This is a genomic window from Sphingopyxis sp. LK2115, from assembly GCF_014595975.1.
In the GTDB taxonomy this organism is placed as follows: Bacteria; Pseudomonadota; Alphaproteobacteria; order Sphingomonadales; family Sphingomonadaceae; genus Sphingopyxis.
Window position 1 is genome coordinate 52,934 of record NZ_JABWGQ010000017.1, and the last position, 13,274, is coordinate 66,207.

General features: G+C 65.8%; 17 protein-coding genes. 4 read left to right on the top strand and 13 right to left on the bottom strand.

The window, feature by feature from the left end; genetic code table 11:
• Positions 1-88: 88 nt before the first annotated feature.
• Genes HUW43_RS03500 through HUW43_RS03525 form a run of 6 tightly spaced genes read right to left on the bottom strand, consistent with a single transcriptional unit; the run spans position 89 to position 4,225 of the window.
• Complete coding sequence (locus tag HUW43_RS03500; protein WP_188236115.1) at positions 89-718, bottom strand: MarC family protein; 630 nt, start codon at positions 716-718, stop codon at positions 89-91.
• Positions 715-1,386 (bottom strand): hypothetical protein, encoded by a 672-nt coding sequence (locus HUW43_RS03505; RefSeq protein ID WP_188236116.1) that lies wholly within the window; start codon positions 1,384-1,386, stop codon positions 715-717. Before HUW43_RS03505 ends, HUW43_RS03500 begins: the two co-directional genes overlap by 4 nt.
• Positions 1,386-2,294, bottom strand: coding sequence for a bifunctional methylenetetrahydrofolate dehydrogenase/methenyltetrahydrofolate cyclohydrolase FolD (gene folD, locus HUW43_RS03510; RefSeq protein ID WP_188236117.1), 909 nt, complete (start codon positions 2,292-2,294; stop codon positions 1,386-1,388). Before folD ends, HUW43_RS03505 begins: the two co-directional genes overlap by 1 nt.
• Positions 2,295-2,297: 3 nt before the next feature.
• Positions 2,298-2,597 (bottom strand): YggT family protein, encoded by a 300-nt coding sequence (locus HUW43_RS03515; protein ID WP_188236131.1) that lies wholly within the window; start codon positions 2,595-2,597, stop codon positions 2,298-2,300.
• Positions 2,598-2,642: 45 nt separating this feature from the next.
• Complete coding sequence (gene argB, locus HUW43_RS03520) at positions 2,643-3,551, bottom strand: acetylglutamate kinase (RefSeq protein ID WP_411157924.1); 909 nt, start codon at positions 3,549-3,551, stop codon at positions 2,643-2,645.
• Positions 3,548-4,225 carry a queuosine precursor transporter gene (locus tag HUW43_RS03525; RefSeq protein ID WP_188236119.1) on the bottom strand — a complete coding sequence of 226 codons (678 nt, stop codon included), beginning with the start codon at positions 4,223-4,225 and terminating at the stop codon, positions 3,548-3,550. The genes argB and HUW43_RS03525 overlap by 4 nt, the downstream gene beginning before the upstream one ends.
• 124 nt (positions 4,226-4,349) lie before the next feature.
• Between HUW43_RS03525 and HUW43_RS03530 the strand changes: the two genes are divergently transcribed.
• The 3 genes from HUW43_RS03530 (at position 4,350) to HUW43_RS03540 (ending at position 6,645) form a co-directional block, all read left to right on the top strand.
• Positions 4,350-5,603 carry a NupC/NupG family nucleoside CNT transporter gene (locus HUW43_RS03530; RefSeq protein ID WP_188236120.1) on the top strand — a complete coding sequence of 418 codons (1,254 nt, stop codon included), beginning with the start codon at positions 4,350-4,352 and terminating at the stop codon, positions 5,601-5,603.
• Between the two features lie 101 nt (positions 5,604-5,704).
• On the top strand, positions 5,705-6,313 hold the full coding sequence (locus tag HUW43_RS03535; protein WP_188236121.1) for a beta/gamma crystallin-related protein: 609 nt from the start codon (positions 5,705-5,707) through the stop codon (positions 6,311-6,313).
• 11 nt (positions 6,314-6,324) lie between these two features.
• A complete protein-coding gene (locus HUW43_RS03540) occupies positions 6,325-6,645 on the top strand; it encodes an MliC family protein (protein ID WP_188236122.1) in 321 nt (106 codons plus the stop codon).
• Between the two features lie 5 nt (positions 6,646-6,650).
• Here the strand turns inward: HUW43_RS03540 and HUW43_RS03545 are convergent, their stop codons facing one another.
• The 7 genes from HUW43_RS03545 to gluQRS all read right to left on the bottom strand — a co-directional run bounded on the left by HUW43_RS03545 (position 6,651) and on the right by gluQRS (position 12,418).
• Positions 6,651-7,148 carry a hypothetical protein gene (locus HUW43_RS03545; RefSeq protein WP_188236123.1) on the bottom strand — a complete coding sequence of 166 codons (498 nt, stop codon included), beginning with the start codon at positions 7,146-7,148 and terminating at the stop codon, positions 6,651-6,653.
• Positions 7,149-7,210: 62 nt separating this feature from the next.
• The gene (locus tag HUW43_RS03550; RefSeq protein WP_188236132.1) at positions 7,211-8,077 is read right to left on the bottom strand and encodes a 3-hydroxyacyl-CoA dehydrogenase NAD-binding domain-containing protein; all 867 of its coding nucleotides are present in this window, start codon (positions 8,075-8,077) and stop codon (positions 7,211-7,213) included.
• A 197-nt stretch (positions 8,078-8,274) separates the two neighbouring features.
• Positions 8,275-9,261, bottom strand: a complete 987-nt coding sequence (gene egtD / locus HUW43_RS03555; RefSeq protein WP_188236124.1) for an L-histidine N(alpha)-methyltransferase — start codon at positions 9,259-9,261, stop codon at positions 8,275-8,277.
• A 2-nt stretch (positions 9,262-9,263) separates the two neighbouring features.
• Positions 9,264-10,532 carry an ergothioneine biosynthesis protein EgtB gene (gene egtB, locus HUW43_RS03560; protein WP_188236125.1) on the bottom strand — a complete coding sequence of 423 codons (1,269 nt, stop codon included), beginning with the start codon at positions 10,530-10,532 and terminating at the stop codon, positions 9,264-9,266.
• A gap of 145 nt (positions 10,533-10,677) precedes the next feature.
• Positions 10,678-11,259: a cob(I)yrinic acid a,c-diamide adenosyltransferase gene (locus HUW43_RS03565; protein WP_188236126.1), complete on the bottom strand. Its 582-nt coding sequence runs from the start codon at positions 11,257-11,259 to the stop codon at positions 10,678-10,680.
• A gap of 73 nt (positions 11,260-11,332) precedes the next feature.
• Complete coding sequence (locus HUW43_RS03570) at positions 11,333-11,557, bottom strand: HIG1 domain-containing protein (RefSeq protein WP_188236127.1); 225 nt, start codon at positions 11,555-11,557, stop codon at positions 11,333-11,335.
• A gap of 9 nt (positions 11,558-11,566) precedes the next feature.
• On the bottom strand, positions 11,567-12,418 hold the full coding sequence (gluQRS, locus tag HUW43_RS03575; protein WP_188236128.1) for a tRNA glutamyl-Q(34) synthetase GluQRS: 852 nt from the start codon (positions 12,416-12,418) through the stop codon (positions 11,567-11,569).
• Positions 12,419-12,587: 169 nt separating this feature from the next.
• On the opposite strand from gluQRS, the gene HUW43_RS03580 reads away from it, so the two are divergent.
• Positions 12,588-13,154: an HNH endonuclease gene (locus HUW43_RS03580; RefSeq protein ID WP_011543349.1), complete on the top strand. Its 567-nt coding sequence runs from the start codon at positions 12,588-12,590 to the stop codon at positions 13,152-13,154.
• Positions 13,155-13,274: the final 120 nt, after the last annotated feature.

Below are 13,274 nucleotides of genomic sequence, written 5' to 3' on the forward strand. Positions count from 1 at the left end.
AAAGCGGGGGCGCATCGCCGGTCGGGGTCCTTTTGAACGGGGGAGATGGATCCCCGCCTTCGCGGGGATACGCGGCTTATTCGCGCGCTTAGGCCAAACTCGGAAAACTCGCCTTCAGCCCGTCGATCACGAACTGCGCGGCGAGCGCGGCGAGCAGCACGCCGAGCAGGCGCGTGATCACCGCCTCGCCCTTGTGGCCGATCAGCCGCATCAGCGGCCCCGCCGCCAGCAACGCCGCGAGCGTCAGGAGAAGAACGAGAAGCAGCGCGCCAAAGATGACGAAGGCGCGCTCGATGCCGCTGTTCTGCGACACGAGCAGCATCACCGAGGCGATCGACCCCGGCCCGGCGAGCATCGGCATCGCCATCGGGAACACCGACACATCCTCGACCTCCGGGCTCGCCTTGATCTTTTCGGCGCGCTGCTCGCGGCGCTCGGTGCGTTTCTCGAACACCATGTCGATCGCGATGATGAACAGCATGATGCCGCCCGCGATACGGAAACTGTCGAGGTCGATGTGCAGGAAGCCGAGCAGCGCCTCGCCGAACATCGCGAAAAAGACGAGGATCGCCCCGGCAATGATCGTCGCGCGAATCGCCATCGACCGGCGCTGCTGCGCGCTCGCCCCGCTCGTCAGACTGGCATAGATCGGCGCGCAGCCCGGCGGGTCGATCACGACGAACAGCGTGACAAAGGCCGAGACGAACAGGTCGATCATGGCTGTTTCGGCGCCGCGACCCGGTCGTCGATGACGGTCGCCATATCCTTGCCGTCCCACAGCCGGACGGTGACGCGTCGCGACTTGTCGGCGCGGACGGTCGAAGTCCAGCTGAGCGTCTGGTCGGGCGCCAGGCCGACCGCCATGTCCTCGCCCTCGCCGCCCGCCTCGATCGGCACGGCGGGACGCGACCCGCACGCCGACTGTTTCGATGCGATGAACTCGGGCGCCGGGCGGGGGTTCGCCAACCCGTCGCCATGGTCGAGAATCCATTCGGTCCTGCCGCTTCTGGGGTCGCGCAACCAGACGGTCGTGAAATAGCCGTTCGCCGTCCCCTTCTGCCACGCCCCGGTCGTCGCCGCGGCATTGCCGTCACAGCTGACATAGACAGCATGCGGCTGCCACTTCACGGCTTCGGCGGGGTCGGTCTGCGCCTTCAGCCAGTCCCGCGCCCTGACCCGTTCGGGCACGAACATGACGGCGTCGGGATGCGCGGTCTCGCGGAACGCGGTCCACTGCCCCTTTTCCTGCGCGAGCCGGGCAAAGGCGATTTCGGCCGCGATGAAACCGCTGGGGTTGGCGGCGAGCGGCCCGCCCTGCGGCCCGCCCTGCGGCCCGGCACAAGCCGCAAGCATCGAGGCCGCAATCACGGCAAGCAGCAGGCGCATCAGAACCCCTCCGGATCGGCCAGCCCCGCGCGGCGGTGCGCGGCGACGAGCGTGTTGCGCAGCAGACAGGCGATCGTCATCGGCCCGACCCCGCCCGGAACCGGGGTGATCGCTTCGGCAACCTCCGCCACCGCGGCATAATCGACATCGCCGACCAGCCGCCCCTTCGCCGCGCCCTCAGCCGGTGGCAGGCGGTTGATGCCGACGTCGATCACGACCGCGCCGGGCTTGATCCAGTCGCCCTTCACCATCTCGGCGCGGCCAACTGCCGCCACGACGATGTCGGCGCGGCGGACAAGCGCGGGCAGATCGCGGGTCCGGCTGTGCGCCATCGTCACCGTGCAATTGGCGCCGAGCAGCAGCTGGCCCATCGGCTTGCCGACAAGGATGGAACGGCCGACGACGATCGCCTCCTTGCCACTCAGATCACCGAGCCGGTCCTGGAGGAGCAACAGGCAGCCATAGGGGGTGCAGGGCACCATGCCGGGGATGCCAAGCGCAAGCCGCCCGGCGCTCACCGGCGTCAGCCCGTCGACATCCTTGTCGGGATCGATCGTCGCCACCGCCGCCTGTTCGTCGAGATGGCCGGGCAGCGGCAGTTGCAGCAGGATGCCGTCGACCGCGTCGTCGGCGTTGAGCTGGCGGAGCAGCGCCTCGACCTCATCCTGTGTCGCCGTCGCGGGCAAGTGATGTTCAAAACTTGCCATGCCCGCCGCGACCGTCGCCTTGCCCTTCGAGGCGACATAGACCGCGCTCGCCGGATCGTCGCCGACGAGCACGACGGCAAGCCCCGGAACGCGTCCCGTCGCCGCCCTGAACGCCGGCACGGCACCGGCGATTCGCGCGCGCAGCCCCGCGGCGAACGCCTTGCCGTCGATCACTTTGACGTCGGTAACGGCGCTGGTCATGCGTCAGGCCATCCCCGCCTGCATCCCGAGCCGGTAAAGATAGGCCATCACCGGACCCTGGAGAATGATGAGCAGGATCAGCACCACCATCGGCGTCAGGTCGATGCCGCCGAAATCGGGAATGATGCGGCGAAAGGGGCGATAGAGCGGCTCGGTAATCCGGTCGAGCACATACCAGAGCTGCCCCACGAAATCATTGTGCGTGTTGATGACGTTGAAGGCGATCAGCCACGACATCACCGCCTGGACGATGATGATCCACCACAGGATGTTGAGCAGGATCGACAGAATATCGAGAAGCATGAAATACAAGGACTGTCTCCGGCCAAAGGGTCGATGGCGCCATCTCTAGCGGTGAATGAGCGTCCCCGCACCCCTTGCGGTGAAAATTTCGAGCAGCATCGCGTGCGGGATGCGCCCGTCAAGGATGACCGCCGCCTCGACCCCGGCGTCGACCGCGGCGACGCAGGTTTCGACCTTGGGAATCATGCCGCCAGTGATCGTGCCATCGTCCTTCAGCGCATCGATCGCCGCGCGGTCGAGGTCGGTGAGCAGTTCGCCCGCCTTGTCGAGCACCCCGGCAACATCGGTCAGCAGAAAGAAACGCCTGGCGCCGAGCGCTCCGGCGATCGCCCCCGCCATCGTGTCGGCGTTGATATTATAGGTCGCCCCGTCGGCACCGAGCGCGACGGGCGCCACGACCGGAATGAAATTGTCGTTCGTGAGGTTTGCCAGGATCGTCGGGTCGACCGCAACCGGCTCGCCGACGAAACCCAGATCGACGTGGCGCTCTATCCCCGAATTGGGATCGGCCTCGCCGCGCTTCACCTTTTCAGCGAGGACGAGATTGGCGTCCTTGCCCGAAATGCCGACCGCGCGGCCGCCCAGCCCCGCGATCCAGCCGACGATTTCCTTGTTGATCTTGCCCGCGAGCACCATCTCGGCGACCTCGGCGGTCGCCGCGTCGGTGACGCGCAGCCCGCCGACGAAGGTCGATTCGATCCCCAACTGTTTCAGCATCGAACCGATCTGCGGCCCGCCGCCGTGAACGACGACGGGATTGATACCGACGGCCTTCAAGAGCACGACATCCTCGGCAAAGTCGCGCTGCGCTTCGGGATCGCCCATCGCATGGCCGCCATATTTGATCACGAAGGTCTCGCCCGCATAGCGCTGCAGATAGGGCAGCGCCTCGACGAGCGTTTCGGCCTTGGCGAGCAAATCGGGCATTTTCGAAGGATCGGTCATTGATATCATCCGGCGTTCTTCGCATCGAGGCTGCGGCCCAGCGCGACCAGCCCGGTGATGACGAAAGGAATGACGAGCACCGACAGCACGACCTTGGCCAGCATCTGGCCGCCCATCAGGTTGGCGATCGGGAACACGCCGTAAAAGGCGATGGTCACAAACAGCAAGGTGTCGACGATCTGGCTGAGCGCGCTGGCGATCGCGCCGCGGATCGCCAGCCAGGTCGTTCCGGTGCCCGCACCCTCGCGCCCGCGCAGCTTCGAAAAAATGGTGACGTTCAAGAATTGCGACGTGCCATATGCAACGATGCCGGCGGCCATCAGACGCGGGCTTTGCCCCAATATCATGTCGAACGACGCCAGCCGTTCGGGCTGCATTTCGGGAGAGGCCGGAAGCGCGAGGACAAGGGAGGTCAGCAGGATCGACAGCACCAGCGGAACGAACCCCCACAGGACGATCCGGTTGGCGACCGTCTGCCCGTGCAGTTCGGACACCGCGCTGGACAGCGCGACGAGCATCAGGAACGCAAAGATCCCCGCCTCGACCGCCAGCCAGTCGCCGAGCGCGACCTGCTTGTTGCCGAGCACCCCCGCGAGCACCACCATGCCGCCATAGACGATCGAGAAAAGGAAGAGCGAGGGCGAGAGCGTGCGCGGCAGCGCCGCCGAGGTCGGTTCGGTCATGCCGCCCGATAGTCGCTTTTGCGCAGCGTGGAAAGACCGCGAAGCATACGGCCGCACCGCCCCTTGCCCCGCCGCCAAAGGCCGCTAGACAGGCGCATTAACTTGCGGGGGACGCACTGACATCATGGAACGTCTGATCGGTCTTGCCGGCATCGTCGCATTGCTCGCGATTGCCGTGCTTTTTTCATCGAACCGCCGCTGGATTCGCCTGCGCGTCGTCATTCCCGCCTTCCTGCTCCAGGCGGGCTTTGCCGTGCTCGTCATCGGCACGCCGTGGGGCCGTGCGGTGATCCAGGCGATGTCGAACGGCGTGTCGAACCTGCTCGGCTATGCCAAGGCGGGCACCGATTTCATCTTCGGCCCGCTCGCCTCGCCCGAAATGGGGGCGAACAGTTTCGCGATCGCCGCGCTGCCGGTGATCGTCTTCTTCGCCTCGCTCATCTCGATCCTCTATTATCTCGGCATCATGCAGCTCGTCATCAAATGGGTCGGCGGCGCGATCCAGAAGGTCACGGGCATCACCAAGGTCGAAAGCCTCGGCGCCGCCGCCAACATCTTTGTCGGCCAGTCCGAATCGCCGCTCGTCATCCGCCCCTATCTCGCCGGCCTTACCCCGTCGCAGCTGTTCACGGTGATGACCGTCGGCATGGCCGGGGTCGCGGGCACGATCCTCGGCGCCTATGCGAGCATGATCGGCGAACAATTGCTGCCCTATCTGCTCGCAGCCAGCTTCATGTCGGCGCCGGGCGGCATATTGATGGCCAAGATCATGATGCCCGACGATCCCAAGGATCTGGGCATCGAACCCGTCATCATGCCCGAGGCGAGCCATGACGAGGAAAAGCCCGCGAACATCATCATGGCCGCGGCGCAAGGTGCGCAAACCGGCGTCAAGCTGGCGGTCGCGGTCGGCGCGATGGTCCTCGCCTTCGTCGCGCTCGTCGCGCTCGCCAACGGCCTGCTCGCGGGCATCGGCGGCTGGTTCGGCTATCCGGACCTGTCGTTCCAGGCGGTGATCGGGGCGATTTTCCGCCCGGTGATGTGGCTGATGGGCGTGCCGTGGGACGAAAGCGCCATCGTCGGCGGGCTGTTCGGCAGCAAGGTCGTGCTCAACGAATTCGTCGCCTTCATTGATCTTGGCCGGGTGCAGGGCGACCTGTCGATGACCGGGGTGGCGATCGCGACCTTTGCGCTGTGCGGTTTCGCCAATTTCAGTTCGATCGCGATCCAGATGGCGGTGACGGGGGGGCTGGCCCCCAATCAGCGGCCGATGATCGCCAAGCTCGGGCTGAAGGCGCTGCTTGCGGGCAGCCTGTCGAACCTGATGTCGGCGGCGCTCGCCGGGCTGATGATCGGTCTGGTTCCACCGATCGGATAATCGGCCGGAAACAGGCGTGACGATTGCAGGTCACGAACAAATGACTTAAACTCCGCACAAAAGACGTATCCCGGGTCGCGTTCGTCAACAGGGAGGCTGTCATGAAATCTGCTTATGCCTTGTCGTGGCTTGCTGCGGTTGCGGTAACGGTCGGGGCGGGCTCGCTCGCCACCGTGAACGCTCAACCCCCCGAAGACAAAATGTATCGCCCGCCAGAGGCGACCATTTATCGCGATGCCGGTTTCCGCGGTCCCGCGGTCTTTGTCGGCGAGGCCAAGCCGAACCTCGGTCTCGCCTGGCCGGTCAATTCGGTCCGCGTCGCCAGCGGCCGCTGGGAGCTTTGCGAGCGCACGCGCTATCGCGGCAATTGCCGGACCGTCGATCGCGACACGCCGATGCTCAACAACATCCTGCGCGGGTTGACGATCCAGTCGATCCGCCCGGTTGACCATGGCGGCTGGAACCCATATCCGCCTGCCAACGACCAGAGCGTGCGCGGCAATTTTGCCGAGTTCCATACCCAGCCGTCGACCGGCAACACGCGCGTCCCCGCCTGCCCGCAGGGGTCGGCAACCGCCAGTTGCGCAGCGCGCACCGCCGACAACTGGTGCCGTTCGATCGGCTGGAACGGGTCAGCGCGCGAGCATATGGAAACGGTCGGCGGGCGCGTCTACCTGGCCGATGTGCTGTGCGTCCGGTCAGCATATTGATGGGACCGGGCATGACGGGTTTCCATATCCTCGTCGGCGGCGCGGCCGCGCTGCTATTGTCCGCCTGCGCCTCCATCGGCGGGCCCGGCGTCAGCACCTATTATGAATGCGATCGCGGGACGCGGTTGAAGGTCGATTTTGTGGGCGACCGCGCGCTCGTCGGCGTCAACGGCGCGCGTGCCGTGCCGATGCGGCAAACCCCGGCGGCAAGCGGCGTCATCTACGAAAATAATCAGGGCTGGCGCCTGCACACCAAGGGCAATGAGGCGATGTGGAACACTGCCGCCCGCTCGGCGCCCGAAACCTGCCGTCAGGTCGCCGTTCCGCGCTAGGTTGCTCAGGGCCGGGCCGGCACCTTGCAGCCGCGCTCCAGCCCGACGCCTTTCAGGAAGCCGCGGCGCACCGTTCCCGCATAAACGGCGAGCGCGTAGCGCCGCCGCTCGGCGTTGGCGCCTGTAATCTCGCCGATCAGGCCACGGAAGGGGATGATCGAACCGGCGACGGTGCCGGCGACGCGGCCCGCGGTTTCCTCCCGCTTTTCAGCGCGGCTCTTGTCGACCTGTTCGTTGACGTCGGGGCCGAGCACCGCGTCGAGCTCCTGCACTTCGCGGATGATCGCCGCGCAGCGGCCGAGGCCCGCCAGCGAATAGGGCGCGTCCTGGATTTCAAGCAGCTTCGGCGGCACTTCCTTGCCGTCGAACGGCTCGGTCACCTTGTTCGCGGCATCCTCGATCGTCGAATCCTCGGGCGCGCCTTGCTGAAGGGCATGGGCGGGCATGGCCGCAGCCGAGCATATGGCGGTCAGGATGAATAGGGCCTTGTTACGCATCGTCATGTCGATCCCCTGTTTTACTAAGGGTCAAACGCCCCAGACGCCTTTCGGCTCCGCAGGGCCGCTCACCGCGTCGGCACGGGTTCGGCGCCGGTCCAGTCATAAAAGCCGCGTCCGGCCTTTTTGCCGACCCAGCCTGCCTCGACATATTGGACGAGCAGCGGCGCGGGGCGGAACTTGGGGTCGCCGGTGCCCGATTGCAGCACGCGGATGATTTCAAGGCAGGTGTCGAGGCCGATGAAGTCGGCGAGGGTAATCGGCCCCATCGGGTGATTGAGGCCGAGGCGGCACCCGGCGTCGATGTCCCGCATTGTCGCGACGCCTTCGCCCAGCGCGAAGATCGCTTCGTTGATGAGCGGCATCAGTACGCGGTTGACGATGAAGCCCGGCGCGTCGTTCGCATGGACAATTTCCTTGCCGAGCCCGCGGCCATAGGCCTCGACCGTCGCCAGCGTGTCGTCGCTGGTCGCAAGCCCGCGGATCAGTTCGATGAGGCCCATCACCGGCACCGGGTTGAAGAAGTGAACGCCGATGAAGCGCGCGGGATCGGGCGCGGATTGTGCAAGCCGGGTGATCGGGATCGAGCTGGTGTTGCTTGCGAGGACGGCGGTCGCCGACAGATGCTGGCCGACGCTGGCAAAGATCGCGCGCTTGATCTCTTCGCGTTCGGTCGCCGCCTCGATCACCAGATCGGCGGGCGCGAAGGCGGCGTGGTCGGCGACGGGGGTGATGCGGGCGAGCAGCGCGTCGGCGGCGGCCTGCGTCATCTTTTCCTTGGCGACGAGACGGCCCAACGCCTTGGCGATCCCCGCCTTGCCCGCTTCGGCGCGCGCGAGGTCGATGTCGGCGAGCAGCACGTCGTGGTCCGCGCCCGCCGATACCTGCGCGATGCCCGCGCCCATCTGCCCCGCACCAATAACGCCAACGATCATGATCTTGTTCTCCAATAGAAACCCTGAGCCCCAATCCGTCGTCCCGGCAAAGCCTGTCCTGCGTGCCTGCAAGCCAGTCGAAAGCGCCGGGGTCTCGCCGGTGCGTCTCACGGAAACGGCGGGATCCCGGCCTTCGCCGGGGTGACGATATGGATGGTCGCCCTACGTGATCGACCGTTTGCGTCAAGAGGCGCGGCTCAGGGGGCCGAACGAAACTCGGTCGCTTCGGCAAGGATCAGCGCAAAGGCGGGATCGGTGTCATCCCACGTCGCGATCGGGGTCCAGCCGCCCGCGCGGAGCAGCAGATTGGCGTCGCGCGGGCCGTATTTATGGCTGTTCTCGCTGTGGATCGTCTCGCCCCTGGCCATATGATAGGTTTTTCCGTCGACGGTGAAGTCCATGTCGCATTTCGCGACGAGGTGCATTTCGATGCGCGCATGGGTGTCGTTCCACACCGCGCGATGCGCGAAATTGTCGGTCGCCATATTGCCGCCAAGCTCGCGGTTGATGCGCTCGATGAGGTTGAGATTGAACGCCGCGGTCACCCCCGCCGGATCGTCATAGGCGCGTTCGAGCGTTTCCACATCCTTGATCCGGTCGATGCCGATCAGCAACAGCGCCCCGTCACCCAGCACCGCGCGCCAGCTTCGCAGCAGGTCGGTCGCGGTGCGCGCGACCATGTTGCCGATCGTCGAACCTGGAAAGAAGCCGAGCTTGGGCAGCGCGCAGATTTCGCGCGGCAAGGCCACTTTCTGCGTGAAGTCGGCTTCGACCGGATAGACAGGAAGGCGCGGAAAGCGCGCGGAAAGCGCCTCGGCGCTGCCGCGCAGGAAATCGCCCGAAATGTCGACGGGCACATAGGCGGCAGGGTCGATGACAGAAAGAAGCAGCGGCGTCTTGGTCGAACTGCCCGATCCCAGTTCGACCACCGCGCGCCCCGGCCCGATGGCCCCGGCAATGTCGGCGGCGTGCCGCGTCAAAAGGTCGGTCTCGCTGCGCGTCGGATAATATTCGGGGAGCCCCGTGATATCCTCGAACAGCGCCGAACCCGTCGCATCATAGAACCAGCGCGCGGGAATCGCCTTGGGATTCTGTGACAGCCCGGCGTGAACGTCGGCGCGGAAAGCGACGTCGACGCCCGCATCATCCGCGGAAACCTGTCGCAGTTGACGCACAACGCCCATGATCAAATGTCTTTCGCCAGGCGAAGACCGGTGAATTGCCAGCGCTGGTGGGGATAGAAGAAATTGCGATAGGAGGCGCGGCAGTGGCCGCGCGGAGTGGCGCAGCTGCCGCCGCGCAGCACGAACTGGCCGCTCATGAACTTGCCATTATATTCGCCGACCGCGCCGGGCGCGGCGCGGAAGCCCGGATAGGGACGATAAGCGCTGCCGGTCCATTCCCACACGCTGCCGAACATCTGTTGCAACCCGGTGTCACCGCTGGCAGGGGCGGGGCGCACCGGCCCGGCGGCGTCGAGCTGGTCGCCGCCGCCGGGATCGAGCGCGGTGGCCGCCGCCTCCCATTCAAACTCGGTCGGCAGGCGCGCGCCGGCCCAGCTGGCAAAGGCGTCGGCCTCGAAAAAACTGATGTGCGTCACGGGCGCCGCGGGGTCGATGTCCTGCCAGCCCGACAGGGTGAAATATTGTTCCTCGCGCCAATAGGCGGGCGCGTCGACGCCCTCCGCCTGCACCCACGCCCAGCCGTCGCTGAGCCAGAGCGCGGGAGTGCGATAGCCGCCATCGGCGATAAATTGCTGCCACTCGCCGTTGGTGACGGGACGGTTGGCGAGCGCGTGCGGGGCGAGCAGAACCTCGTGGCGCGGGCCTTCGCAGTCGAAGGCAAAGCCCTCGCCCGCATGGCCAACCGTGGCGATGCCCGCCTTGCCCTCAATCCATTCCATCGCGGAAAACCGCGCAACTTCACGCGCGATTGCGGTATTTTCCCACGCCGCCGGGCCGAGCGGATTTTGCGCAAAAAGATGTTTGAGATCGGTGAGCAGCAGTTCCTGATGCTGTTGTTCGTGATGGATGCCGAGATCGACCAGCGCAAGCGCCGCAGCGGACAGGCCGGGCAAGGCGTCCGCGACCGCCGCATCGACATGCGCACGCCATGCACGCACTGCGTCCAGCGACGGCCGCGTCAAAAGGCCGCGATGCGGGCGCGCATGACGCGGCCCTTCGGCTTCGTAATAGCTGTTGAAAAGATAGGGGAAGCGGCCGTCGAAGAGCGCATAATTCGGCACATGATCGCGCAGCACGAAGGTTTCAAAAAACCATGTCGTGTGCGCGAGGTGCCATTTGGCGGGCGACGCATCGGGCATCGACTGCGCGCTGGCGTCGGCGTCGGACAGCCCCGCCACCAGGCCGAGCGAGAGACGCCGCGTTGCCGCAAAACGCCGGGTCAGCACCTCGATCGGGTCCGTGCGGGTCGAAGCGTCGGTGCGGCAGGCCATGTGACGACAATCCCCCGAAGTGCGATTCGGTTTCGCTGTTCGACCGATTATGGTTATGCCGCACCGACTTGTCCAGAACATTTAGTGAACAAACGCCGCCGCCCGCGCGAAGCAACGGGTCGCCGGTCTTTGGAGCCGCCGGTCTTTAGCGCGTCGCGCCGGGTTTCCAGAGTATGTCGCCGCCCGCGTTCGCATTGATGTGCCGCGCCAGCACGAACAGATGGTCCGACAGGCGGTTGAGATAGGTGAGCGCGAGCGGATTGAGGTCGCGCGTTGCCGCCGCGGCGACCGCCGACCGCTCGGCGCGGCGCGTCACGGCGCGCGCGAGGTGGAGCCGCGCCGCGGCGTCGGTGCCGCCCGGCAGAATGAAGCTTCTGAGCGCCGCGAGCCCGGCGTTCATCGCGTCGATTTCTTCCTCAAGCCGCGCGATCTGGGCGGGCACGATGCGCAACGCCATGTCGTGCGGGCCGAAACCGCGCTCGGCGTCGGGCGGGGTCGCAAGGTCGGCGCCAAGGTCGAAGAGCTCGTTCTGGATGCGCATGAGCATCGCCGCCTCGCCCGGCGCCTCATCGAGCGCGACCGCCGCGATGCCGATCCAGCTGTTCGCTTCGTCGACATCGCCGATCGCCGCCATCAGCGGCGCCGATTTGGCGATGCGCGACCCGCCGACGATGCCGGTGGTGCCATCGTCGCCGGTGCGCGTGTAGATTTTGTTGAGCTTGACCATGCACTTAATCCATAGGTCTGCCGGTCATGCTGTCCCGTTCGCATCGAGCGGAAAGGGACAGGACAATGAGGCGTCAGCCGCTCGCGGCGAGCACCCCGATCAGAACGAGCAGGATGATCGTTATCGCCTGCCATTTGACCCGCGCCATCATCATCCGGTTCTGCATCAGATGATTTTCCTGCACCGTGCCGTCCATCTGTGCGCGGTGCCCCTGTGCGAAAAAGAAAAGCCCGCGCGCCAGCGCGAACAGGACGAGACCGGCGGCGATGACGACGCCAAGGACGAGCAGGATTTCCATGCCCCCTATTTAGGGCATTCGCAGCGAATATCCAGCGGGAAGCCGTCCGGCCCGCAAATCGGCGGCAAGCGCGGTCCCGTCGATGCCGGCCGCGCGCAGCGACGCAAGCGACGCCCCGGCGTCGCGCTTCGCCAGCCGTTTGCCGTCGGCGCCGCACACAAGCGCGTGGTGGCGATAAACCGGTGTGGCAAGGCCGAGCAGCGCCTGGAGCAGTCGATGGATATCGGTCGATGCGATCAGGTCGGCGCCGCGGATGACATGCGTGACCCCCATGGCGGCATCGTCGAGCGTGCTCGCGAGATGATAGCTTGCGGGGGCATCCTTGCGCGCGAGGACAATGTCGCCGTGCGCGGCCGCGTCGGCGGCGCGCGCCCCCTGCCCTGCATCTTCCCAGAAAAGATCGCCTGCCGCCGCCACCGCGCGCGCCATGTCCAGCCGCCAGCAATGCGGTTCGGCCGCCATGCGCCGCATACGCTCGCGCGCCGGCAGATTGCGGCAGGTTCCGGGATAGATGGCGCCCGACGGCCCGTGCGGCGCCGACAGGCTCGCCGCGATGTCGGCGCGCGTGCAGAAACAGGGATAGACAAGGCCGCGCGCGTCGAGGTCGGCGAGCGCGGCGGCATAGTCGCCGAGGCGGTTCGACTGGCGCATGGCATCGCCGTCGCAGTCGAGGCCGAGCCATTCGAGATCGGCGAGCGCGGCCGCGACATATTCCTCGCGCGAGCGACTGCCGTCGATATCGTCGATGCGGATCAGGAACCGCCCGCCCGCGGCGCGCGCGGCCTGGTGCGCCTGCACGGCGCTATAGGCGTGGCCGAGGTGAAGCTCGCCGGTCGGGCTGGGCGCGAAGCGGGTCAGCATATTTCTCCCATGAATCCATATACTGTGGCGAGTCAAAGCGAATCATTCCATATCTTGCGGCACATGCCCCCTTGACGGCAGATTCTGATGCGTCATGTAATGATGTTGTCACTCGGGAAAGGCAGTGGCGCGCCATCCCGCGCAGCAAAGGGGGCAGCGTTACCCAGCCATGTTCCATCCCGATCTTGCCCGGCATCCCGATAGCTGTCCGGCGCTCGTCCTCAACGCCGATTACACGCCGCTGAGCTATTATCCCTTGAGCCTTTGGCCCTGGCAGACTGCGGTGAAAGCCGTTTTTCTCGATCGCGTCACCATCGTTGAAAATTACGAGCGCGAGATTCATTCGCCGACGCGGACGATGCCGATCCCCAGCGTCATCGCGCTGCGTCAATATGTGAAACCGTCGGAGCATCCGGCGTTCACGCGCTTCAACCTGTTCCTGCGTGATCGTTTTGCGTGCCAATATTGCGGATCGGGCAAGGATCTGACCTTTGACCATGTCGTGCCGCGACGACTGGGCGGGCGAACGACGTGGGAAAATGTCACGACCGCCTGCGCGCCATGCAATCTGAAAAAGGGTGGCCGCACGCCGCAACAGGCGCATATGCCGCTCCATCGCCAGCCGTGGCGCCCGACGAGCTGGCAGCTTCAGGACAATGGCCGGGCCTTTCCACCCAATTATCTGCACACGAGCTGGATCGACTGGCTCTATTGGGATGTCGAACTCGAAGGCTAGATTGCGGCCCTTTGCACGCGGCGGCCTTGGGGTGGAGAGTTGCCATAGCGACCGTTTCAGCGCCTCGCCGGAGGTCGCGTCCGTCAAGGTGGTGTAATTTCGGCTGTGGCCGTGGGCCAT